A 22,124-nucleotide genomic window follows, 5' to 3' on the forward strand; every position below is an offset into this window, starting at 1 on the left:
TCATGCCCAGATGCATTAGAATCATTGACTTTTGCACACTGGGCGAGCGGGAATGGCGGAACCAAAACAAGAACTCAGGCGCGGCCTCAAGAGCCGCCACATCCAGCTGATCGCCCTCGGCGGCGCCATCGGCACCGGCCTTTTCCTCGGCATCGCCCAGACCATCCAGATGGCCGGCCCCTCGGTGCTGCTCGGCTACGGCATCGCCGGCGTGGTCGCCTTTCTCATCATGCGCCAGCTGGCCGAACTGGTGGTCGAGGAGCCGGTCGCCGGTTCCGTCAGCTATTTCGCCGACAAGTACGGCGGCCACATGGCCGGCTTCATCTCGGGCTGGAACTACTGGGTGATGTACGTGCTCGTCACCATGGCCGAGCTCTCCGCGGTGGGCATTTATGTCCAGTACTGGTTCCCCGAGGTGCCCACCTGGATGTCGGCGCTGGTGTTCTTCTTCATCATTAACTCCTTCAGCCTGCTCAACGTGCGCGCCTTCGGCGAGCTCGAATTCTGGTTCGCCGTGATCAAGGTCGTGGCCGTGATCGGCATGATCCTGTTCGGCGGCTGGCTGCTGCTCTCGAATACGGCCGGTCCCGAGGCGGGCGTGGCCAACCTGTGGCGCCACGGCGGCTTCTTCCCCAACGGCGTCGGCGGCCTGGTGATGGCGATGGCCGTCATCATGTTCTCCTTCGGCGGCCTGGAACTGATCGGCATCACCGCGGCCGAAGCGGACGACCCGGCGCGCTCGATCCCGCGCGCGACCAACCAGGCGCTGTATCGCGTGCTGATCTTCTACATCGGCGCCCTGTTCATCCTGCTGTCCCTGTTCCCGTGGCAGAAGGTGGTCAGCGGCGGCAGCCCCTTCGTACTGATCTTCGCGGCGCTGAACAGCAATGCAGTGGCCACGGCCCTGAACATCGTCGTGCTGACGGCTGCGCTGTCGGTCTACAACAGCGGCGTGTATGCGAACACGCGCATGCTCTACGGCCTGGCGGCCCAGGGCAATGCGCCGCGCTTCCTGCTCAGGCTCTCGCGCAGCGGCGTGCCGCTGGCGGCGCTGGGCGTCTCGGCGCTGGCGACCTTCGCCTGCATCGCGGTGAACTACTTCCTGCCGGCCGAAGCCTTCGGCATGATGATGGGGCTGGCGGTGTCGGGGCTGATCATCAACTGGGCGACGATCTCGCTGGTGCACCTGCGTTTCCGGCGCGCGAAGGCGGCGGCGCGCACTCAATTCCCGAGTCCGTTCTATCCGGTGGCGAATTATCTTTGCCTGGTGTTTTTGGCGGGGATTACGGCGATCATGTACATGACGCCGGGGATGCGCCTTTCCGTTTATTTGATTCCGGTGTGGCTGGTCGTGCTGTGCGTCGGGTATGCGGTTCGGCAGCGGCGGCTCGGGGCGTTGAAGACGTCGTAACGCGGCGATAAACAGCCTGGGCACGGAGCGCCCACCCTACGTAGGGTGGGCGCCCTGTGCCCACCATCTTTACATTCCCACCCGTGCGCTCGCCGCACGCGCATCGCAGTATTCTGGTGACGAATCGACAACCCCGCAACAACCCGGTCTCTCAACCGGACAACGGTGTCCAGATACCATGACCCTACTGCGCTCCGATGCCGCGCTGCGGCGCGACCAGATCCTCGATGCCGCCGACGCGGTCTTTTCCGAGTACGGCATCACCGCGCCGCTCGATCTGGTCGTCACGCGCGCCGGCGTCGGGCGCGCGACCCTGTACCGGAATTTCCCCGACCGCGCGGCCCTGGTCGAGGCCCTGTTCGAACGGGCCATGGGCGCGCTCGAAGCGGCGGCGGCCGCGCACGACCTGGCCGGCCTGGTCGAGCAGGTCGGCCTGAACCTGGTCGGCGGGCCGGCGATCGCCGACTACTGGCGTGCGCTGGAGCCCGGCCATCCGGCGGCCAAAGCGGCGCGCGAGCGCCTGGCGCGCCTGTTCAAGGCGCCGCTGGCGGCTGCCCTGAAGAGCAAGTCCTGCCGTCCCGACCTGCGCGCGCCCGACCTGGTGCTGGTCTGCGGCATGCTCGGCGCGGCCCTGCGCGGCGGCACGCCGGCCCAGCGCCGCACGCTGGTGCGGCGCGCCCTGGAGCTGGTCGACGGCGGCCTGCAGCCGGCGGTCCAGGGCCCCAAGGGGCGCTAGATGGCGCAGCTGCTCAGGCCCACGCCGAACTGGGAGGAACACGAAAAACCGAGCCTGCCCGGCTCCGCCTCGATGCCCTACCACACGCCGGCCGTGCGCCTGGCCTATGCGGCAGTGGCGATCCTGGTCGGCATCACGGGCGGCCTGGGCAACGCGCTGGTGTCGGCCAACCTGCCCACCATCCAGGGCCAGCTCGGCCTGACGCCCTCGGAAGCGACCTGGCTGCCGGCCGCCTACATCATGGTCAACATCACGGTGAACCTGCTGGTGTTCAAATTCCGCCAGCAGTACGGCCTGCGTCTGTTCGCCGAAATCGGCCTGAGCTTGTACGCCGCCGTCACCGTGCTGCACCTGCTGGTCGGCGGTTTTACCATGGCGGTGGCGGTGCGCGCCGTCAGCGGCTTCGCGGCCGCCTCCGCCACCACGCTGTCGATGCTCTACATGCTGCAGGCGGCGCCGCGCGCCTATACCGGCAAGATGGTCGTGATCGGGGTCGGCATCCCGCAGCTGGCCACGCCGCTGGCCTGGCTGCTGTCGCCGACCCTGCTGGTCTACGGCCAGTGGCACAACCTGTACCTGTTCGAAGCCGGCCTGGCCCTGTGTTCGCTGGCGGCCGTAGTCGTGCTGAAGCTCCCGCCGGGCATCCACATCAAGGTCTTCGAAAAGCTCGACTTCCTCACTTTTGCACTGATGGCGCCGGGCGCGGCGATGCTGGTGGCGGTGCTGGCCCAGGGCTATTCGCAGTGGTGGTTCGACGAGCCCTGGCTGGCGTATCTGGCGATCGGCGCGGTGGTCCTGCTCAGCGCCGCGCTCTACATCGAGCACCACCGCGCGAATCCGCTGATCCAGACGCGCTGGCTGGTTACGCCGACCATGCTGCGCTTCATCGTCGGCGCTTTCCTGATCCGCTTTCTCACCACCGAGCAGACCGTCGGCGCGGTCGGCCTGCTGCGCGTGCTGGGCATGGGGCCGGACCAGATGCAGCCGCTGTTCGGCGTGATCCTGCTCGGCACCGTCGTGGGCATCGCCGCCAGCGCGCTGACCTTCAGCCCGAAGACCCTGATCCCGCAGATTATCGTCGCCATCATTTTGTTCGGCAGCGCGGCAGCGCTCGACTACGGGCGCACCAGCCTGGACCGGCCGCAGGACTTTTACTTCAGCCAGTTCCTGGTTGCCCTCGGCAGCGGCATGTTCCTCGGTCCGCTGGTGCTGCTCGGGATCACGCAAGCCCTCAAATTCGGCCCGAATTACGTGATCACCTTCACCGTGGTGCTGTCCATGACCCAGACCCTGGGCGGCTTGAGCGGCTCGGCCCTGCTGTCCACTTACCAGCTGCACCGCGAGCAGGTGTATTCGAGCGACCTGACCGCGCAACTCAATCCCGCCGATCCGCTGGTCGCCCAGCGCCTGCAGATCCAGGGCGGCATCTACCGCGGCACCATCGCCGATCCGGCATTGCGCGCGGCCCAGGGGACGGCCCTGCTGGGCCAGATCGCGCGGCGCGAAGCGAACGTGCGGGCCTACAACGACGTCTTCGCCGTCAGCGGCGTGCTGGCCCTGCTGTTCCTGTTCTGGTCCCTGTTCGTGGCGACCCGCGCATCGATCCGGAACAAGCGCGCCGCGGCATCCGAAACCCCGGCGGCGCCCGCCGCCACCAAGGCTTGAAAGCACATGAACAACGAGCGCCAGAACAATCCACCCCTGACCCGCGAAGAAACCGAGGCCCTCGAAGCCAATCCGCCGGCGCCGACCGATTCCGACGACAGCGCCCGCGCCGCGCCGCCCGCCGCTCCTGCAGCTCCCGCCCAGCCCGAGCCGCCGCCCAAGAAAATCCGCGCGACGCCGGCCTCGATCGGCATCATGGTGGTGGTCGCCGCGGTCGGCATCGCCCTCATCATGTGGGCCTGGCACCTGGGTCCCTTCAACACGAACCGGGTCAGCACCGACAATGCCTACGTGCGCGGCGCGATCACGGTGCTGGCGCCCCAGGTCAACGGCTATGTGAGCGAGGTGCTGGTCAAGGACTACCAGTATGTGAAGGCCGGCCAGGAACTGCTGCGCATCGACGACCGCATCTACCGCGAACGCGTGCGCGCCGCCGAAGCCCAGGTGGCGAATGCGACGGCGGCCCTGAACAACGCCGAGCAAACGCAGGCCCAGAACACGGCCACCGTCGGTTCCGCGCGCGCCAACCTGGTGGCGGCGCAAGCGGAAGCGGCCCGCGCCCGCGCCGAACAGGCGCGCGTGGACGAACTGGCCGAACGCGGTTCGGTCTCGCTCAGCGAACGTGACCGCGTGCGCACCTCGGCGCGCCTGGCCGCGGCGAATGTATTGAAAGCCCAGGCCGAGATCGAGATCTCGCAGCAGCGCGTGAAAGGGACGACCGTCTCGCGCGGCGGCCTCGAAGCCCAGGTCAGCATCGCCCAGGCCCAGGTCGAACTGGCAAAGATCGACCTCGCCAACACCGTGATCCGCGCCCCACGCGACGGCCAGGTCAGCGAAGCGAGCGTGCGCCGCGGCCAGTACGTCACGGCCGGTTCGCAGCTGCTCTTCCTCGTCCCGGACACCCTGTGGGTGGTGGCGAACTTCAAGGAAGGCCAGACCTGGCGCATGCGCGTCGGCCAGCAGGCCAGCTTCAAAGTCGACGCCTTCGAGGGCGAGGTGCTGACGGGACACGTTGAGCAGATCGCACCGGCTACCGGTTCCGAATTCTCGGTGCTGCGGCCGGATAACGCATCGGGTAACTTCACGAAGGTGGTGCAGCGCCTGCCGGTTCGCATCGCCATCGACCCGAATCAGGAACTCGCCAGGCGCCTGCGTCCGGGCATGTCGGTGACGGCCGAAGTCGATACGGGTGCCGCGCCGCGCGAGGCGACAAGGTGAAGCGGCGCAGGTTTTCGATTGCGCTGGCCCTTGGTGCGGCCGGCGCCCTGAGCGGCTGCCTGCCGGCTTATCGCAAGATGCCGGAAGCGGCACGCGTATCCGTACCGGACGCCTGGCGCGAGAGCGTTCCGGGCACCGCGTCAATCGATCCGCACTGGTGGCGCGCCTTCGGCGACCCGGTCCTCGCGAACCTGGTGCAAGCGGCCCTCGCCCGCAACAGCGACGTGCTGATCGCGGTCGCGCGCGTGGACGAAGCGCGAGCCCAGGCCGAACTGGCGGAAAGCGCCCGCCTGCCGGCGCTGAACGCGGCGCTCGGCGTCCAGGCTGGCCATACCCTGACGGCCACCGGCATCGGCACCAGCCGCTCGATCCAGCCCGGACTGCAGGCCAGCTGGGAGCCCGACCTGTTCGGCCGCATCCGCAACCAGATCCGCGCCGCGAGCCTGCAGTACCAGGCCAGCCAGGCCGAGCGCGACGCCGCCGCGCTGACGGTCGCGGCCAGCACGGTGCAGAACTACGTCGCGCTGCTGGCCCTCGACGCCCAGCTTACCATCACGCGCGAAACGGTCGCCTCGCGCAGCGAAGCCCTGCGCCTGGCCCAGGACCAGGCCCGCGTCGGCTACATCTCGCAGCTGCAGCTCACGCAAGCCGAATCCGAATACCAGTCGGTGCTGGGCGCGATTCCGGAGCTGGAACTGGCCGTGCGGCGCCAGGAAAACGCTGTGCGCCTGCTGGCCGGCGAACTGCCGGGCGAGGTTGCGCGCGGCGCCGGCTTCACCGCCCTGCGCTTGCCGCCCGTGCCGGCCGTGCTGCCCTCGCAACTGCTGGCGCGCCGGCCCGACGTCGCCCAGCGCGAGCTGCTGCTGGCCGCCAGCGACGCGGCGCTTGCCCTGCGGCGCCAGGCCTTCCTGCCCCAGGTCTCGCTCAGCGCCCAGTTGGGGAGCCTGTTCGTGAACGCGCTCGACTACGATCCGGTCACGGTCTGGAGCCTGGGCGGCAGCGTGCTGGCGCCGCTGTTCACCGGCGGACGCTTGAGCGCGCAATACGAGGCGGCCGCCTCGCAGCGCGACCAGGCGGCGTTTGCCTACCGGCGCACGGTGCTGACGGCATTTTCGGAAGTCGAGAATGCGCTGGCCGGGGTGCCGCGCCTGGCCGAGCAGGTGGACCACGCGTCGCGGCGGCGCGATATCCTCGGGCGCTCGCTGGGGTATGCGACGGACCGTTACCAGGCCGGGTATGCCTCGTATCTCGAACAACTCGATGCGCAGCGCAATTTATTCCAGGTGGAATTGAATCTGGTTACGCTGCGGCGCACACAGATCGAAAATTTGATTGCCTTGTATCGGGCGCTGGGTGGCGGATGGGTGTCGCGGTAGGTCGTTTGAGACGCGCACTTTTGGCTTGGATCGGGCTCGCCACGCGCTCAGCGTGGTACGTTTTCGCCGGAGCCACTGTGGCAAATCACGCGGCAACAATCACCGCGTGGGCGGGAGACCCGCCCACCCTACGTGTATGTAGCGAAGGGACGTAAGGTGGGCGGGTTCCCCGCCCACGCGGCGATACGCGACGATTGAACCACCGCACCCGTGCCGACACCCACTATCTATGCTGCAAAGCACCACGAAAATACTTCTCTGCAATGCCCGTGCGCGCCACCGCACGCCTTATCATCTCAGCTTGCCGCACATCACCTCACAAAGGAAACGCGCATTATGAGCCAGGGTAACCCTCTGTCGCTGCATGTCCCGGAGCCAACCGGCCGCCCGGGTTGCAAGACCGATTTTTCGTACTTACAGTTAAGCGCGGCGGGCGAAGTCCGCAAGCCGCCGGTCGACGTCCAGTTCGGCGATACCGCCGACATCGTCACCTCCCTCATCCGCGTGCTCGACGAAGACGGTAACGCCGTCGGTCCGTGGGCGCCGCAAATCGACGTCGAGCAGCTGCGCTTCGGCCTGCGCACGATGATGAAGACCCGCATCTTCGACGCGCGCATGGTCATCGGCCAGCGCCAGAAGAAGATGTCCTTCTACATGACCTCGCTCGGCGAGGAAGCCATCGGCACGGCGCACGCGCTGGCGCTGAAGGATGGCGACATGTGCTTCCCGACCTACCGCCAGCAAAGCCTCCTGATGGCGCGCGAATACCCGATGGTCGACATGATCTGCCAGCTGCTCTCCAACGAGCGCGATCCGATGAAGGGTCGCCAGCTGCCGGTCATGTACTCGGTCAAGAACAAGGGCTTCTTCACCATCTCGGGCAACCTGGCGACCCAGGTGCCGCAGGCGGTCGGCTGGGCCATGGCCTCGGCGATCAAGGGCGACACAAAAATCGCATCGGCCTGGATCGGCGACGGCGCCACCGCCGAATCCGACTTCCACACCGCCCTCACGTTCGCCCACGTGTACCGGGCGCCCTGCATCATCAACGTCGTCAACAATCAGTGGGCGATCTCGACCTTCCAGGCGATCGCCGGCGGCGAGAGCGTGACTTTTGCTGCGCGCGGCGTCGGCGCCGGCATCGCCAGCCTGCGCGTGGACGGCAACGACTTCCTGGCCGTGTACGCGGCTTCCTGCTGGGCCGCCGAGCGCGCCCGCAACAACCTGGGCCCAACGCTCATCGAGTGGGTCACCTACCGCGCCGGCCCGCACTCCACCTCCGACGATCCGTCGCGCTACCGTCCCGCCGACGACTGGACCCGCTTCCCGCTGGGCGACCCGATCGCTAGATTGCGCCAGCACCTCACCAAACTGGGTGCCTGGTCCGACGAGGAGCACGAGAAGGTCCAGTCCGAGCTGGAGGCCGAAGTCCTGGCCGCGCAGAAGGAAGCCGAACAATACGGCACGCTGGCCGATGGCCGCGTCCCGAGCGCGGCGTCGATGTTCGAGGATGTCTATAAAGAGATGCCCGAGCACCTGCGCCGCCAACGTCAACAATTGGGAGTGTGATGATGGCCCGCGACGACAACGATTCAAAACCTGTCACGACGCAAATGACGATGATCCAGGCCCTGCGTTCGGCCATGGACGTCATGCTCGGCAAAGACGACAACGTCGTGATCTACGGCCAGGACGTCGGCTACTTCGGCGGCGTGTTCCGCGCCACCGACGGCCTGCAGGCCAAGTATGGCAAGCAGCGCGTGTTCGACGCCCCGATCTCCGAAGGCGGCATCGTCGGCACGGCGGTCGGCATGGGCGCCTACGGCCTGCGTCCGGTCATCGAGATCCAGTTCGCCGATTATTTTTATCCGGCGTCCGACCAGATCGTCTCCGAAGCGGCGCGCCTGCGCTACCGCTCGGCCGGCGATTTCACGGCCCCGCTGACGATCCGCATGCCTTGCGGCGGCGGCATCTACGGCGGCCAGACGCACTCACAGAGCCCGGAAGCGATGTTCACCCACGTCTGCGGCCTGCGCACCGTGATGCCGTCGAACCCATACGACGCCAAGGGCCTGCTGATCGCCTCGATCGAGAACGACGATCCGGTCATCTTCCTGGAGCCGAAGCGCCTCTACAACGGCCCCTTCGACGGCCACCACGACCGTCCGGTAGTCTCCTGGGCCAAGCACCCGATGGGCGAAGTCCCGGAAGGCTACTACACGGTCCCGCTGGACAAGGCGGCGATCTTCCGTCCGGGCGCCGACCTGACCGTGCTCACTTACGGCACCATGGTCTGGGTCTCGGAAGCGGCGGCCCTCGAAACCGGCATCGACGCCGAGATCATCGACTTGCGCACCCTGTGGCCGCTCGACCTCGACACCATTGTCGAATCGGTCAAGAAGACCGGCCGCTGCGTGGTCGTGCATGAAGCGACGCGCACCAGCGGCTTCGGCGCGGAACTGGCTTCGCTTGTGCAGGAACACTGCTTCTATCACCTGGAAGCGCCGATCGAGCGCGTCACCGGATGGGACACTCCCTATCCGCACGCGCAGGAATGGGCGTATTTCCCGGGGCCCGACCGTGTCGGCGCCGCGTTCAAACGTGCGATGGAGGCGAAGTAAATGGGTATTCACGTCATTAAAATGCCGGACCTGGGCGAAGGCATCGCCGAAGTCGAAGTCGTGGCCTGGCACGTCCAGCCCGGCGACACGGTCAAGGAAGACCAGGTGCTGGCCGACGTCATGACCGACAAGGCGACCGTCGAGATCCCCTCGCCGGTGAACGGCACCGTGACTTCGCTGGGCGGCAAGCTCGGCGAAGCGATGGCCGTCGGCGCAGAACTGATCCGCCTCGAGGTCGAGGGCGCCGGCAACTTCAAGGGCGACGCCAAGACGCCTTCGCAGGCGATGCGCAACGAAGCCGTCGCCGCGGCCGAAAGCGCCGGCAATACCGCGGCGCGCGCAAACGGCGGCGAGACCGTCGACGAGTTCATTCCGATCACCGTGGCCCAGCCGGAAACCGTGGTCACCGCGGTGACCAGCGAGGCGACGGCGGCGCCGGCCAAGGCGGCGCCAGCGCAACCGTCGCAGGGAGCGCAAGCCTATGCCGCGGCGCCCGCCCATCACGGCCGCGCTGCAGGAGAAAAGCCGCTCGCCGCCCCCGCCGTGCGCCAGCGCGCCTGGGACATGGGCATCGAGCTGCAGTACGTGACCGGCACGGGCCCCGCCGGCCGCATCAGCCACGCCGATCTCGACGCCTTTGTCTCGCGCGGCCAGCAAAAAGCGGCCGAAGGCGACCGCCGCTACGCCGTGCTGGAAGGCGAACAGGCCATGCCGGTGATCGGCATGCGCCGCAAGATCGCCGAGAAGATGGCGGAAGCCAAGCGCCGCATCCCGCACTTCACCTATGTCGAGGAAATCGACGTCACCGAACTGGAAGCGCTGCGCGTCCAGCTGAATGCGCGCTATGCCGGCCAGCGTCCGAAACTGACCCTGCTGCCGCTGATCATGCGCGCCGTCGTGCTGGCGATCCGCAAGTACCCGTCGGTGAACGCGCGCTTCGATGACGACGCCAACATCGTCACCACCTACAACCCGGTCCACCTCGGCATCGCGGCCCAGACCGACGCCGGCCTGATGGTGCCGGTGGTACGCAACGCCGAAGCGCGCGACCCGTGGTCGGCAGCCGCCGAAGTGGCGCGCCTGGCCGAAGCGGCGCGCAGCGGCAAGGCCCTGCGCGAGGAACTCACCGGTTCGACCATCACCGTCACCAGCCTCGGTGCGCTGGGCGGCATCGTCACCACGCCGGTGATCAACCGTCCGGAAGTGGCGATCGTGGGCGTGAACCGCATCATCGACAAGCCGGTGATCCTGAATGGCGCCATGGTCGCGCGCAAGACGATGAATCTCTCCTCCTCGTTTGATCACCGCGTGATCGACGGCATGGTGGCGGCCGAATTCATCCAGACCATCCGCGGCTACCTCGAGTGCCCGGCAACCCTGTTCGTGGAGTAAGGAGATGAACCAACTTGTCACAACGCTGCTCATCATCGGCGGCGGTCCGGGCGGCTATGTCGCCGGCATCAAGGCCGGCCAGCTGGGCATCCCGACCATCCTGGTCGAGGGCGAGCAGCTGGGCGGCACCTGCCTGAACATCGGCTGCATTCCCTCCAAGGCCCTGATCCACGCGGCCGAGGAATTCGAAAAGGCCGGACATTACGCAGGCGATTCGCCGCTGGGCATCTCGGCCGCCGCGCCATCCATCGACGTCACCCGCACCGTCGGCTGGAAGGACGGCATCGTCAAGCGGCTGACCGGCGGCGTCGGGAGCCTGCTCAAGAAGAACGACGTCCAGGTGATCAAGGGCTTTGCCCGCATCCTCGACGGCAAGACGGTCGAAGTCAAAACGGCGGACGGCGACTTGCAGCGCATCCGCTGCGAACACCTGCTGCTGGCCGCCGGCTCGGAAGCGGTCGAGCTGCCCTTCATGCCTTTCGGCGGCATGGTGGTGTCCTCGACCGAGGCGCTGTCGCCGACCTCGATCCCGAAACAGCTGGTGGTCGTCGGCGCCGGCTACATCGGCCTGGAACTGGGCACGGCCTACCGCAAGCTCGGCGCCGAAGTGACGGTCGTCGAAGCGGCCGACCGCATCCTGCCTGCCTACGACGCGGAGCTGACCAAGCCGGTCGGCGCGGCACTGAAGCGCCTCGGCATCGACCTGCGCCTGGGCTCCAAGGTGCTCGGCCTGAACGCCGCCGGCGACGGCGTGCGCATCGAGCAGCCGAACGGCGAAGAGATTGTGCTGTCCGCCGACCGCGTGCTGGTGGCCGTCGGCCGCCGTCCGCGCGCCGGCGGCTGGGGTTTGGAAAGCCTGCAGCTCGACATGAACGGCCGCGCGGTGAAAATCGACGACCAGTGCCGCACTTCGATGCGCAACGTCTGGGCGATTGGCGACCTCGCCGGCGAGCCGATGCTGGCGCACCGCGCGATGGCCCAGGGCGAGATGGTGGCCGAGATCATCTCGGGAAAACGCCGCCACTTCGCGCCGAATGCGATGCCGGCGGTCTGCTTCACCGATCCGGAGGTCGTCGTGGTCGGCATGGTGCCCGACGAGGCGCAAGCCGCCGGCATCGACGCCATCGTCTCGAACTTCCCCTTCGCGGCGAATGGCCGCGCGATGACGATCGAATCGACCGACGGCTTCGTGCGCGTGGTGGCACGGCGCGACAACCACCTGATCCTCGGCTGGCAGGCGGTCGGACGCGGGGTGTCGGAACTGTCGACGGCCTTCAGCCATTCGATCGAACTGGGCGCCACCCTGGAAGACGTGGGCGGGACGATTCACGCGCACCCGACGCTGGGCGAAGCCGTGCAGGAAGCGGCACTGCGGGCGCTGGGGCACGCGCTGCATATCTGAAGCGCTGTTTGATAAGTAAAGGCCTGCGCGAGCAGGCCTTTTTTATTTCGGAACGTCTCCCAATGCACCCGTCCGGGATTAAAGCGTTGGAAATGCGCATCGTTGCCCGCGCCATTCTGGGCGCGATCAATATCGATATAGGCCGATGCGGACAACAATCGCCGGCTGGCATTCTTACGCCCGTTGCGGTGTACGACGCACAGCGCCCGGCCAAAGCCACGTTTTCGGCCTCTTTCAATTCATCATCCAAAAGAGAAACCCAATATGTTCAAGAAAATTGCAGCTGCAGCATTCGCAATCGCCGCATCGTCGGCCGCGTTTGCCGCCGAACCGCCTTCCTTCTATGCCGGCGTCGATATTTCGTCGACGGATTTCGATGATTTCGACCGCGACACGGGTTTCGGCGCCTTCGTCGGCTACAAATACAACGAAAACATTTCCCTGGAAGCGGGCTTTCACCGCCTGGCCGACAATCGCTACACGGCCGGCACCCTGAGCGCCGACGTGACGGTCGACCAGTACGACCTGTCCGTACTCGGCACCCTCCCCCTGAGCAATGGCTTCGACGTCTATGGCCGTCTCGGCTACAACCGCCTGACGGTGGACGTCGACGCCCCCGGCTTTTTCGGCAAGGAGCACCAGAGCAAACTGGTCTACGGCATCGGCCTGGCGTATGCCTTCACGCCGGTGGTGGCCGGCCGCGTGGAAGTGCAGAAGCCGAATAGCGACGTGACCAAGCTCGCGGCTGGCGTCGTATTCAAATTCTGATTACGCAGCATTCAAGAAGCCCGGATTGCCAGGCAGTCCGGGCGCTTATCCCTTCACCCCAGGCGATCTCATTTAACAATTGCGCACCGCAATATAAACATGTCGTTAGAATCCGTGACTTTTCAAGCGCTTGAATCCACGCGCTTTATATGTATTTCCTAACATATTCTTACAAGTTTTTTCGTCATCGAATTGTAAATTTGCGCAAAGCCTGTCATAATTAATTCCGCACGGCAATATTGCTGTACGTTAATATCACACTAAAAATAACTGTATTAAAGGTTCCAAGACATGTTCAAGCAAATCGCAGTCGCAGCAGCCCTGGTCATCGCTTCGTCGTCGGCCCTCGCCCAAACCACCAAGTTCTACGCCGGCCTGGAAGCCACCTCGAGCAAGCTGGACGACGCCGGCCGTGAAGGCGGCTTCGGCGGCTTCGTCGGCTACAAGTTCAGCGAGACCGTCGCTGTCGAAGCCGGCTACACCCGCCTGGCCAAAGGCACGATCGATTTCGACGGCGACGACATCGACGTCAACGTCGACCAGACCCAGCTGTCGGTGATCGGCACCCTGCCGCTGTCGAGCGGCTTCAACCTGTACGGCCGCCTCGGCTACAACGACATCAAGGTCAAGGCCAAGTTCCAGGGTGTGTCGGCTTCGGATTCGCTGGACGACGGCGTCGTCTATGGCGTGGGCCTGGGCTACGCCTTCTCGCCGACCGTCACCGGTCGCCTGGAAGTGACCAAGCCGGTCAGCGAATTGACCAAGGTCGCCGCCGGCGTCGCCTTCCACTTCTAATCGTTTTGGAGCCGGCTTCGGCCGGCTTCGACGAGACAACCCGGACAGCATGCGCTGCCCGGGTTTTTTTACGTCAAGCGTGCGCGGCGCACCGGAGGCTGCGGGCATGATGTGCTCTCCGCCAACCGACGAGAAGGACGCACCGTGAACCAGCGCTACCGACCGATCACGCACCTGGGCCTGGGCGGCACCGGCCTGGGCGACATGTACCACACCACCAGCGACGAGGCGGCCCGCACCACGGTCGACGCGGCCTGGGATGCCGGCATCCGCTATTTCGATACCGCGCCCCACTACGGTGCCGGACTGTCCGAGCACCGCTTCGGGCAGGCGCTGCGGCGGCGCCCGCGCGAGGCCTACACGCTCTCGACCAAGGTCGGCCGCCTGCTGCACCCCGACCCCGCCGGCGAGATCGCGGCACCCTTCGTATCGAGCCTGCCCTTCCGCCGCGTGATCGACTACACGGCCGACGGCGTCCGGCGCGCGGTCGAGGACAGCCTGCAGCGCCTCGCGCTCGGCCACATCGACATCGTCTACGTGCACGACCTCTCGCCCGACCAGTTCAGCCGGGCCGATTTCGAACATCATTTCGCCATCGCCGCAGGCCCGGGAGGCGCCTTCGAAGGCCTGGTGCGGCTGCGCGAGGAAGGCACGATCAAGGGCTGGGGCATGGGCGTGAACACGGTCGAGCCCTGCCTGCGCTGCCTGCGCCAGTCCGATCCCGACATCTTCCTGCTGGCCGGACGCTACACGCTGATGGAAACCACGCCGCTGGCCGAATTCTTCCCCCTGTGCGCCGGGCGCGGCGCCAGCGTGGTGCTGGGCGGCCCCTTCAACTCGGGCTTCCTGGCCGGCGGCGAGCATTACGACTACCAGCCCGCCAGCCAGGACAAGCACGCCCAGCGCGAGCGCCTGCGCCAGGTCGCCGCGCGCCACGGCGTCGATCTTGCGGCCGCGGCCCTGCAGTTCGGCGCCGCGCACCCGGTGGTATCAAGCACCATCCCCGGCGCCAGCAGCCCGGAACACCTGCGCCGCAACGCCACCCTGATGGCGATCGAGATCCCGCCGGCTTTCTGGCGGGCGCTGGTCGACGAGGGCCTGCTGCCGCCTGATGCGCCGCTGCCGGGGGCAGCGCCGGGCGTGTAATCTTCCGGCGCGGGGCGAGCTTGCCCTTTCGGCATGTACAATCGTGCAAGACAATCACCTAGCACGCCCATGCCGACGCCCCGCATCCTGGTCCTGTACGCCCATCCCGCGCCGCACCGCTCGCGCATCAACCGCCGCCTGGCCGATGCCGCGCGCGCGCTCGACGGCGTGCTGGTGCACGACCTCTACGAGACCTATCCCGACTTCTTCATCGACGTCGCGCGCGAACAGAGCCTGCTGGCGCAGGCCGAGCTGGTCGTGTTCCTGCATCCGATCCGCTGGTACAGCATGCCTTCGCTGCTGAAGGAGTGGGTCGACAGCGTGCTGCAGCCGGGATGGGCCTACGGGCCGGGCGCGACCGCGCTGCGCGGCAAAGGCTACTGGCTGGCCGTCACCACCGGCAGTCCCGAAGACGCCTATGGCCCCGGCGAACGCCACGGCCGCCCTTTCGAAGCCTTCCTGCCGCCCTTCGAGCAGACGGCGCTGCTGTGCGGGATGCACTGGTGGCCGCCGCACATCCTGCACGGCGCCAATGGCGCCGGCGACGCCGCCGTCGAAGCCCACGTCGCCACCTTCCGCGCGCGCCTGGAAGCCTTTTTGCTGACCACCCCGAAAGAGACGACCGATGGAGCATAGCCTACTCAGTAACGCCGTGGTCTACCTCGGCGCCGCCGTCCTCGCCGTGCCCCTGGCCCGGCGCCTGGGACTGGGCGCGGTGCTCGGCTACCTGCTGGCCGGGATGGCGATCGGCCCCTGGGGCCTCGGGCTGATCACGCAGGTCGAGACCATCCTGCACTTCTCCGAGTTCGGCGTGGTGCTGCTGCTGTTCCTGATCGGCCTCGAACTCGAACCGGCGCGCCTGTGGTCGATGCGGCGGCCGATCTTCGGCTGGGGCGCGGCCCAGGTACTGGGGGTGGCGGCCGTGCTGTCCGGCGCCGCGCTGCTGCTGGGCGTGGCCTGGCAGGTCGCGCTGGTCGGCGCCCTCGGCCTGTCGCTGTCCTCGACCGCGATCGCGCTGGCCACCCTGGGCGAGCGCAATTTGATGGGCACGCCCGCCGGACAGGCCGGCTTCGCCATCCTGCTGTTCCAGGACATCGCCGCGATCCCGATGATCGCCCTGATTCCTCTGCTCGGCGTGGCCGCGAACGAGGCCGGCGGCGGCGAAGGCTGGCTCGGCGCCGCGCGACTGGGCGGCGTGGTCCTCGGCGTGGTCGTCGCCGGCCGCTTCCTGGTGCGCCCGGCGCTGCGCATCATCGCCAAGTCCGGGATGCGCGAGATCTTCACCGCCTTTGCCCTGCTGCTGGTGATCGCGATCTCGCTCCTGATGCAATGGGTCGGCATGTCGATGGCGCTGGGCGCCTTCATGGCCGGCGTGCTGCTGGCCGATTCCGAATACCGGCACGCGCTGGAAACCGACCTCGAACCCTTCAAGGGACTGCTGCTCGGCCTCTTCTTCATCGCCGTCGGGATGTCGGTCGACTTCGGCGTCTTCGTGTCTCGTCCCTGGCTGATCCTCGGCCTGGTGCTCGGCTTCCTGCTGCTGAAACTGGCAGTGCTATTTGCGCTGTCGCACCGCTTCGGCATCGCGCGCGGCCAGCGCTGGCTGTTCGCCTTCCTGCTGTCGCAAGGCGGCGAATTCGCCTTCGTCGTGTTTGGCGCGGCGGGCGCGGCGCGCGTGTTCACGCCGGAAACCGGTTCGATCCTGGTCGCGGTGGTGGCGCTGTCGATGGTGACCACACCCTTGCTGCTGCTGTTTCACGACAAGGTCCTGGAACCGCGCTACCACGGCCAGAACCTGCGCGAGGCCGATGCCATCGACGACAACGAGGGCCACGTGATCATCGCCGGCTTCGGCCGCTTCGGGCAGATCGTCGGGCGCCTGCTGCACGCCAACCGCGTGCCGCTGACCGTGCTCGACCACGATCCCGACCAGATCGAGCTGCTGCGCCGCTTCGGTTTCAAGGTCTTCTATGGCGACGCCACCCGCATCGACCTGCTGCAGGCTGCCGGCGCGGCCAAGGCGCGCGCGCTGGTACTGGCGATCGACGACATCGAGGACAGCCTGGCCCTGGCCGACGCCCTGCGCGCGGATTTTCCGGACCTGCCGATCCTGGCGCGGGCCCGCAACGTCACCCATTACTACCAGCTGATGGACCGGGGCGTGAGCATCATCGAGCGCGAAACCTTCGAATCGGCCCTGCAGCTCGGACGGCGCGCCCTGTGCCACCTCGGCTACGGCGCCTACCGGGCGCGCGAGGCGACCCTGAAATTTCGCGAGCACAACAAGGCCAGCGTGGATGCCGTCTACCCCTACTACAAGGACCGCGAGCAGTACGCATCGATGGCCAAGCGCGCCCGCGACGAGCTCAACGAGATGTTCGCGCGCGACCTGAAGCGCGTCGAAAAGGAGTCCGAACAAGGTTGGGACTGAGCTAAATGTGTCAGCCGCACAACGCCCTTCGTCACATACATCGAATGTTTTCTGTAGGAAACCCTCGAAATGCCGTAGTATCGGCGCATGATCGAAATCGGCAAAAACGATAATGCGCCCTACGAGCGGGCGCCGCGGCAGACTGCCGGGCAAGGCGCCGCCCGCGATGTGTCCGCGGCATCTGTCGTTGCCGTCTCGTCAACGTGTGTAGAATATAAGGTTTTGCAGCCTGGGACGAATGTGAACAAGCAACAGAGCCGGACCGGTTTCCTGGACAACGGCGGCGCCATCGGCCGCCGTATCCGCAGCCGCGACTGGTCGCAGCATCCGCTCGGTCCGGTCGAAGACTGGGATGCCGCGCTGCGCACCAGCCTGGGCATCGTCCTGAGTTCCTCCTTCCCGACCTTCCTGGCCTGGGGCGAGGAGCTGACCCTGTTCTTCAACGACCCCTACGAACCGATGCTCGGCCAGAAGACCGGCTGCCTGGGCGCGCCCTACCCGGCTGTCTGGCACGAGGTCTGGGACAGCCTCGGCCCTTACGTGCGCCGCGTGCTGGCCGGCGAATCCTTCTTCTTCGAGAACTACGAGGTCAGGCTCGAGCGCCACGGTTATCCCGAGCAGACCTGGTTTACCTTTTCGTACAGCCCGCTGCGCGACGACCAGGGCGCGGTGCGGGGTCTGATCTGCACCTGCGTCGAAGTCACCGACAAGGTGCAGGCGCTGGCGCGCCACAAGGAAGCGGAAGAGCGCCTGGCGCTCTCGCTCGAGGCCTCCGGCAACATCGGCACCTGGTCTTACGACCTGGACGGCGGCGCCACCCATGTCGACGAACGCTTCGCGCGCCTGTTCCAGGTCGACGCGGCGCTGGCGCGCGAAGGCACCGAGCTGGAACGCTTTACCGACATGATCCACCCCGAGGACCGCCCGCGCGTGGTGGCCGCGATCGCCACGGCTATCCGCGAGGACAGCCGCTACGACATCGACTACCGTATTCCGCAGCGCGCCGGCCACGACGTCTGGGTCAACGCGCGCGGCAAGGTGTTCGCCGATCCGGCCAGCGGCCGCCGCCGCTTCGCCGGCATCGCGGTCGACATCAGCGCGCGCAAGACGGCGGAAGCGCGCGCCGAAGCGGCATCGGCGCGCGCCGAGGACAGCCGGCGCCGCCTCGACGCCCTGCTCGAAGCGGCACCCGTCGGCATCGCCTATGCCGATACCGAAGGCCGCTTCCTGATGACGAACGCCGCCAACCGCGCCATCTGGGGCGACTACATGCCCGCCGACGGCGTGGCCGGCTATGGCGCCTGGCGCGGCTGGGCCGAGGACGGCGGCGCCCCGCTTTCTCCCGCGGACTGGCCAACGGCGCGCGTGCTGGCAGGCGAAGAACACCACGAGGCCGTGCTCGAGATCGAGCCGGTCGGCGTACCGGGGGTGCGCAAGACCCTGCTGGTGCGCGCCCAGCGCATGCTCGATGCCGCCGGCACCCTGGTCGGCGCCGTGGCTGCGACCATGGACATCACGGCGCAAGTGCAGGCCGAGCGCGCGCTCAAGGAAAGCGAGCAGAAATTCCGCAGCATCGCCAACGTCATTCCGCAAATGGTGTGGTCGACCAACGTCGAGGGCACCGAACACTACGTCAACGAGCGCTGGCACGAGTACACGGGCATCGCCGATCCGAATCCGAGCTACAAGGTCTGGCGTGCGGTCGTCCACCCCGATGACCAGGCACCGGTGCTTGCGGCCTGGCACCGCAGCTTCGACGACAACACGCCGTTCGAGGCCGAGCATCGCCTGGCCCACCACGGCGGCGGCTACCGCTGGGTGCTGAACCGCGCCCTGCCGAGCTTCGACGAACACGGCCGCGCCAGCCACTGGATCGGCACGCTCACCGACATCCACGAGCAGAAGGCCGGCACCGAGGAACTGCGCGCCGCCTCGCGCCGCAAGGACGAATTCCTGGCGATGCTGGCGCACGAACTGCGCAATCCGCTGGCGCCGATCAGCAACGCCGCCCAGCTGCTGACCATGGCCGGCTCGAACGAAGCGCGCGTGCGCCAGTCGAGCGACGTGATCATCCGCCAGGTGCGCCACATGACGGCCCTGGTGGACGACCTGCTCGACGTCTCGCGCGTCACGCGCGGCCTGGTCACGCTGGAACGCGAGCCGGTCGACATCGACACGGTCGTTGCCGGCGCCATCGAACAGGCGCGCCCGCTGATCGAGGCGCGCGGCCACCGCTTCGTCCTCAAACAGGAGGCGCCCGGCGTGCGCATCCTCGGCGACCGTACCCGCCTGGTGCAGGTGCTGTCGAACCTGCTCAACAACGCCGCCAAGTACACGCCCCAAGGCGGATCCATCGCGCTGAACGTCGCGCGACGGGGCGCCGGCGTCGCCATCACCGTGCGCGACGACGGCATCGGCATCGCTCCCGGCATGCTGCCGCACGTGTTCGACCTGTTCTCGCAGGCAGAGCGTACGCCGGACCGTTCGCAGGGCGGCCTGGGGCTGGGCCTGGCACTGGTGAAAAGCCTGGTCCAGCTGCATGGCGGGCGGGTCGAGGCGCATAGCGCAGGCCTGGGACGCGGCAGCAGCTTCGGCGTGGTCTTCGATTTGCTCGACACGCCCGCACCCGCGCGCGCCGCCCACTCGGACGCCGGCGCCGTGCCGCAAACGCAGGCCGGCCCGGCGCGCCGCCGCGTGCTCGTCGTGGACGACAATGCCGACGCCGCGCAATCGCTGGCCGAGGTTCTGGGCGCCTTGGGCCACGCGGTCGCGACGCGCAACAGCTCGGCCGCGGGCCTGGCGGCGGCCGTTGCCGACTGGCCCGAAGTCTTCATCCTCGACATCGGCCTGCCCGACATCGACGGCTACGAGCTGGTGCGGCGCCTGCGCGCGCTGCAGGGAGAACGCGCGGCGCGCTACATCGCCCTCACCGGCTACGGCCAGGCGCACGACAAAGTACTGGCGCGCGGCGCCGGCTTCGACCACCATTTCGTGAAACCGGTCGATTTGGCGGCGCTGTGCGCCGTCCTCGACGAAAATGTCTCTTTTAATGCCGGTGCACAGGCCCCGGCGCCGAACAATCCGTAAAACATGCAAAAACCCGACGCACATTCCGACCTCGCTTACAACGCCGCCGACTTCTGTTCGACCAAGGATGCCGCCCGCCTGCTCGGCGTGTCGCACCGCACGGTCCAGCTGTGGGTCGAGAACGGCGCCCTGCAGGCCTGGAAGACGGCCGGCGGGCACCGCCGCATCACGATGGCGTCGGTGCGCAAGCTGGTCGACGAACGGCGCGAGATCACGGGCATGCCTGCCGCGGCGGCGCCGGAGCAGAAGAAGCTGCTGCTGGTCGACGACGACCGCACCCTCTTGCGCCTGTACGAGCTCGAGATCGCCGGCTGGAACCTGCCGCTCGAGGTGGTCAAGGCGCACGACGGCTTCGAGGCCCTGCTGCGCATCGGCGAGCAGCGGCCCGACATCCTGGTGAGCGACCTGAGCATGCCGGGCATGGACGGCTTCCGCATGATCCGCACCCTGCGCGCCGACCCTGCCTGCGCCAGCATGGCGATCGTCGTCGTCAGCGGCCTCGATCGTCCGACCATCGATTCGATGGGCCTGCCGGCCGACATCCCGGTGTTCCCGAAACCGGTGCCCTTCACCGAGCTGCGCGCCGCCGTCGAGGAAGCGATCGGCGCCTCCGCCGCCGCGCGCTGAGCCCCATGCAAGCCTCCCCGCCCCTGCCGCTCGCCGACCTCGAGCGCGTCGCGCGCATGGCGCAGCGCCTGTGCGGCGTCGCCGGCGCCGGCATCGCGCTCCATGAAGAAGCCGGGATCGGCCTGGCCGCGTGGCTTGGCGTCCGGCCCGACCAGGGCCGCCTGGCCGGATTCTGCGCATCCCTGCGCGATGGCGTCGCGCTGGCCGAAGACACGGCTGCCGGCGGTTTCCTGGCGGGGACGCGCCTGCCCGGCCCGAGCGGCATGCAGCCGGCGATCCTGTGCCTGTTCGATCCCGCGCCACGTGCTTTCGGCGACGACGAGCGCGCCCGGCTGGCCGACCTGGCCGCACTGGCCGGGCAAGCCTTTGCCGGCGCCGCGCAGCAGCGCGCAGGCAGCGAACGGCGCCAGCGCTACCTGACCCAGGCTTCGCACGAACTGCGCACGCCGCTCGCCAGCATCATTGGTTTTTCGGAACTGCTGCTCAAGCGCGAGTTCGATGCGGCCGGCCGCAAGGAGCTGCTCGAGATCGTGCATGCGCAGGCCGGGCGCATGCTCAAGGTGCTGAACGGGACCTTCGACCTGGCGCGCCTCGAAGCCGGCGGCCGCGCCGCGCTGCACATCGCCGCCACGCCGCTCGACAGCGCGCTGGTGCAGGCGCTGGGCATCGTCGCCCCGCTCGGACAGAACGACCGCCTGCGGCTGGAGCTGGCCCCCGGCCTGGCGCCGGCGGCGGCCGACCCGGCCAGGCTCGCGCAAGCGCTCGGCATCGTGCTCGACAACGCGCTGCGTTACTCGGCGCCCGGCAGCACGGTGCTGGTGCGCACCTGGGCGGCGCCCGGTCCCGCGCTCGGCATCGAGATCCACGACGCCGGCCCCGGCATGGCGCCGGAGGTGCGCGGGCGCCTGTTCGAATCCTTCTATCGCGGCCCGGGCGCGCTCGACACCGAGGGCACCGGCCTGGGCATGGCCATCTTCAAGGAAATCATGGACCTGCACGACGCGCGCATCGAACTCGACACCACCCCGGGCGCGGGGACCGCGCTGACGATCCTGCTGCCGGCGCTTGGAGAAAACCATGGCTGAACCGATCCTGGTAGTGGACGACCAGCGCGAGCTGCGCCTGCTGATCCGCCTCAGCCTGCTCAGCCTGGGACGGGTCGAGACGGCCGGCACCGTGGCCGAAGCGCTGGCGCTGGTGGCGAACGACCGCCCGCGCCTGATCGTGCTCGACGTTTCGCTTGGAGTGGAGAGCGGCCTGGAACTGTGCCGCAGCCTGAAGTCCGATCCCGCCACCAGCGGCATCCGCATCCTGCTGCTCTCGGCCTATGGCCAGGATGCCGACGTCGCGGCGGGCCTGGCCGCCGGCGCCGACCGCTACATGCTCAAGCCCTTCAGCCCGAAGGACCTGGTAGGGGCCGCCGCCGAACTGATCGCCTGACGGCGGCCC

General features: G+C 67.7%; 18 protein-coding genes. All 18 read left to right on the forward strand.

What is annotated here, in order from left to right; all coding sequences use genetic code 11:
• The first annotated feature begins 52 nt into the window (after positions 1–52).
• Positions 53–1,411, forward strand: coding sequence for an amino acid permease (locus tag ACFPQ5_RS10120; RefSeq protein WP_379754431.1), 1,359 nt, complete (start codon positions 53–55; stop codon positions 1,409–1,411).
• Positions 1,412–1,589: 178 nt separating this feature from the next.
• A complete protein-coding gene (locus ACFPQ5_RS10125) occupies positions 1,590–2,147 on the forward strand; it encodes a TetR/AcrR family transcriptional regulator (protein ID WP_379754434.1) in 558 nt (185 codons plus the stop codon).
• Complete coding sequence (locus ACFPQ5_RS10130) at positions 2,148–3,812, forward strand: MFS transporter (RefSeq protein WP_379754437.1); 1,665 nt, start codon at positions 2,148–2,150, stop codon at positions 3,810–3,812.
• Positions 3,813–3,818: 6 nt separating this feature from the next.
• Entirely contained in the window at positions 3,819–5,030 is a 1,212-nt protein-coding gene (locus tag ACFPQ5_RS10135; protein ID WP_379754440.1) for an HlyD family secretion protein, read from the forward strand.
• Positions 5,027–6,406, forward strand: a complete 1,380-nt coding sequence (locus ACFPQ5_RS10140) for an efflux transporter outer membrane subunit (RefSeq protein WP_379754443.1) — start codon at positions 5,027–5,029, stop codon at positions 6,404–6,406. Before ACFPQ5_RS10135 ends, ACFPQ5_RS10140 begins: the two co-directional genes overlap by 4 nt.
• A gap of 336 nt (positions 6,407–6,742) precedes the next feature.
• The gene (locus ACFPQ5_RS10145; protein ID WP_379754446.1) at positions 6,743–7,975 is read left to right on the forward strand and encodes a 3-methyl-2-oxobutanoate dehydrogenase (2-methylpropanoyl-transferring) subunit alpha; all 1,233 of its coding nucleotides are present in this window, start codon (positions 6,743–6,745) and stop codon (positions 7,973–7,975) included.
• A gap of 2 nt (positions 7,976–7,977) precedes the next feature.
• Complete coding sequence (locus ACFPQ5_RS10150) at positions 7,978–9,027, forward strand: alpha-ketoacid dehydrogenase subunit beta (protein WP_379760065.1); 1,050 nt, start codon at positions 7,978–7,980, stop codon at positions 9,025–9,027.
• Positions 9,028–10,419 (forward strand): dihydrolipoamide acetyltransferase family protein, encoded by a 1,392-nt coding sequence (locus tag ACFPQ5_RS10155; RefSeq protein ID WP_379754449.1) that lies wholly within the window; start codon positions 9,028–9,030, stop codon positions 10,417–10,419.
• Between the two features lie 4 nt (positions 10,420–10,423).
• Positions 10,424–11,821, forward strand: a complete 1,398-nt coding sequence (lpdA, locus tag ACFPQ5_RS10160) for a dihydrolipoyl dehydrogenase (RefSeq protein ID WP_379754452.1) — start codon at positions 10,424–10,426, stop codon at positions 11,819–11,821.
• Positions 11,822–12,085: 264 nt separating this feature from the next.
• Positions 12,086–12,589 carry a porin family protein gene (locus ACFPQ5_RS10165; protein WP_379754455.1) on the forward strand — a complete coding sequence of 168 codons (504 nt, stop codon included), beginning with the start codon at positions 12,086–12,088 and terminating at the stop codon, positions 12,587–12,589.
• Between the two features lie 291 nt (positions 12,590–12,880).
• On the forward strand, positions 12,881–13,384 hold the full coding sequence (locus ACFPQ5_RS10170) for an outer membrane beta-barrel protein (protein WP_379754458.1): 504 nt from the start codon (positions 12,881–12,883) through the stop codon (positions 13,382–13,384).
• A 144-nt stretch (positions 13,385–13,528) separates the two neighbouring features.
• A complete protein-coding gene (locus ACFPQ5_RS10175) occupies positions 13,529–14,530 on the forward strand; it encodes an aldo/keto reductase (RefSeq protein WP_379754461.1) in 1,002 nt (333 codons plus the stop codon).
• 69 nt (positions 14,531–14,599) lie between these two features.
• Complete coding sequence (kefF, locus tag ACFPQ5_RS10180; RefSeq protein WP_379754464.1) at positions 14,600–15,166, forward strand: glutathione-regulated potassium-efflux system oxidoreductase KefF; 567 nt, start codon at positions 14,600–14,602, stop codon at positions 15,164–15,166.
• On the forward strand, positions 15,156–16,961 hold the full coding sequence (gene kefC / locus ACFPQ5_RS10185) for a glutathione-regulated potassium-efflux system protein KefC (RefSeq protein ID WP_379754467.1): 1,806 nt from the start codon (positions 15,156–15,158) through the stop codon (positions 16,959–16,961). The genes kefF and kefC overlap by 11 nt, the downstream gene beginning before the upstream one ends.
• Before the next feature lie 240 nt (positions 16,962–17,201).
• Positions 17,202–20,048, forward strand: coding sequence for a PAS domain S-box protein (locus ACFPQ5_RS10190; protein ID WP_379754470.1), 2,847 nt, complete (start codon positions 17,202–17,204; stop codon positions 20,046–20,048).
• Positions 20,049–20,051: 3 nt separating this feature from the next.
• Positions 20,052–20,675 (forward strand): response regulator, encoded by a 624-nt coding sequence (locus ACFPQ5_RS10195; protein ID WP_379754473.1) that lies wholly within the window; start codon positions 20,052–20,054, stop codon positions 20,673–20,675.
• A gap of 5 nt (positions 20,676–20,680) precedes the next feature.
• Positions 20,681–21,760, forward strand: coding sequence for a sensor histidine kinase (locus ACFPQ5_RS10200; protein ID WP_379754476.1), 1,080 nt, complete (start codon positions 20,681–20,683; stop codon positions 21,758–21,760).
• Positions 21,753–22,115 carry a response regulator transcription factor gene (locus tag ACFPQ5_RS10205; protein WP_379754479.1) on the forward strand — a complete coding sequence of 121 codons (363 nt, stop codon included), beginning with the start codon at positions 21,753–21,755 and terminating at the stop codon, positions 22,113–22,115. Before ACFPQ5_RS10200 ends, ACFPQ5_RS10205 begins: the two co-directional genes overlap by 8 nt.
• Positions 22,116–22,124: the final 9 nt, after the last annotated feature.

The sequence above is a fragment of the Massilia suwonensis genome, from assembly GCF_042655665.1.
GTDB lineage: Bacteria > Pseudomonadota > Gammaproteobacteria > Burkholderiales > Burkholderiaceae_D > Telluria > Telluria suwonensis.

Bases quoted from the DNA above. Each gene is read 5' to 3' on its own strand.
- ACFPQ5_RS10200 (WP_379754476.1), top strand. From the start codon at position 20,681: ATGCAAGCCTCCCCGCCCCTGCCGCTCGCCGACCTCGAGCGCGTCGCG.
- ACFPQ5_RS10195 (WP_379754473.1), top strand. From the start codon at position 20,052: ATGCAAAAACCCGACGCACATTCCGACCTCGCTTACAACGCCGCCGAC.
- ACFPQ5_RS10170 (WP_379754458.1), top strand. From the start codon at position 12,881: ATGTTCAAGCAAATCGCAGTCGCAGCAGCCCTGGTCATCGCTTCGTCG.
- ACFPQ5_RS10125 (WP_379754434.1), top strand. From the start codon at position 1,590: ATGACCCTACTGCGCTCCGATGCCGCGCTGCGGCGCGACCAGATCCTC.
- ACFPQ5_RS10165 (WP_379754455.1), top strand. From the start codon at position 12,086: ATGTTCAAGAAAATTGCAGCTGCAGCATTCGCAATCGCCGCATCGTCG.
- ACFPQ5_RS10205 (WP_379754479.1), top strand. From the start codon at position 21,753: ATGGCTGAACCGATCCTGGTAGTGGACGACCAGCGCGAGCTGCGCCTG.
- ACFPQ5_RS10155 (WP_379754449.1), top strand. From the start codon at position 9,028: ATGGGTATTCACGTCATTAAAATGCCGGACCTGGGCGAAGGCATCGCC.
- ACFPQ5_RS10150 (WP_379760065.1), top strand. From the start codon at position 7,978: ATGGCCCGCGACGACAACGATTCAAAACCTGTCACGACGCAAATGACG.
- ACFPQ5_RS10135 (WP_379754440.1), top strand. From the start codon at position 3,819: ATGAACAACGAGCGCCAGAACAATCCACCCCTGACCCGCGAAGAAACC.
- kefC (WP_379754467.1), top strand. From the start codon at position 15,156: ATGGAGCATAGCCTACTCAGTAACGCCGTGGTCTACCTCGGCGCCGCC.
- kefF (WP_379754464.1), top strand. From the start codon at position 14,600: ATGCCGACGCCCCGCATCCTGGTCCTGTACGCCCATCCCGCGCCGCAC.
- ACFPQ5_RS10120 (WP_379754431.1), top strand. From the start codon at position 53: ATGGCGGAACCAAAACAAGAACTCAGGCGCGGCCTCAAGAGCCGCCAC.
- lpdA (WP_379754452.1), top strand. From the start codon at position 10,424: ATGAACCAACTTGTCACAACGCTGCTCATCATCGGCGGCGGTCCGGGC.
- ACFPQ5_RS10130 (WP_379754437.1), top strand. From the start codon at position 2,148: ATGGCGCAGCTGCTCAGGCCCACGCCGAACTGGGAGGAACACGAAAAA.
- ACFPQ5_RS10145 (WP_379754446.1), top strand. From the start codon at position 6,743: ATGAGCCAGGGTAACCCTCTGTCGCTGCATGTCCCGGAGCCAACCGGC.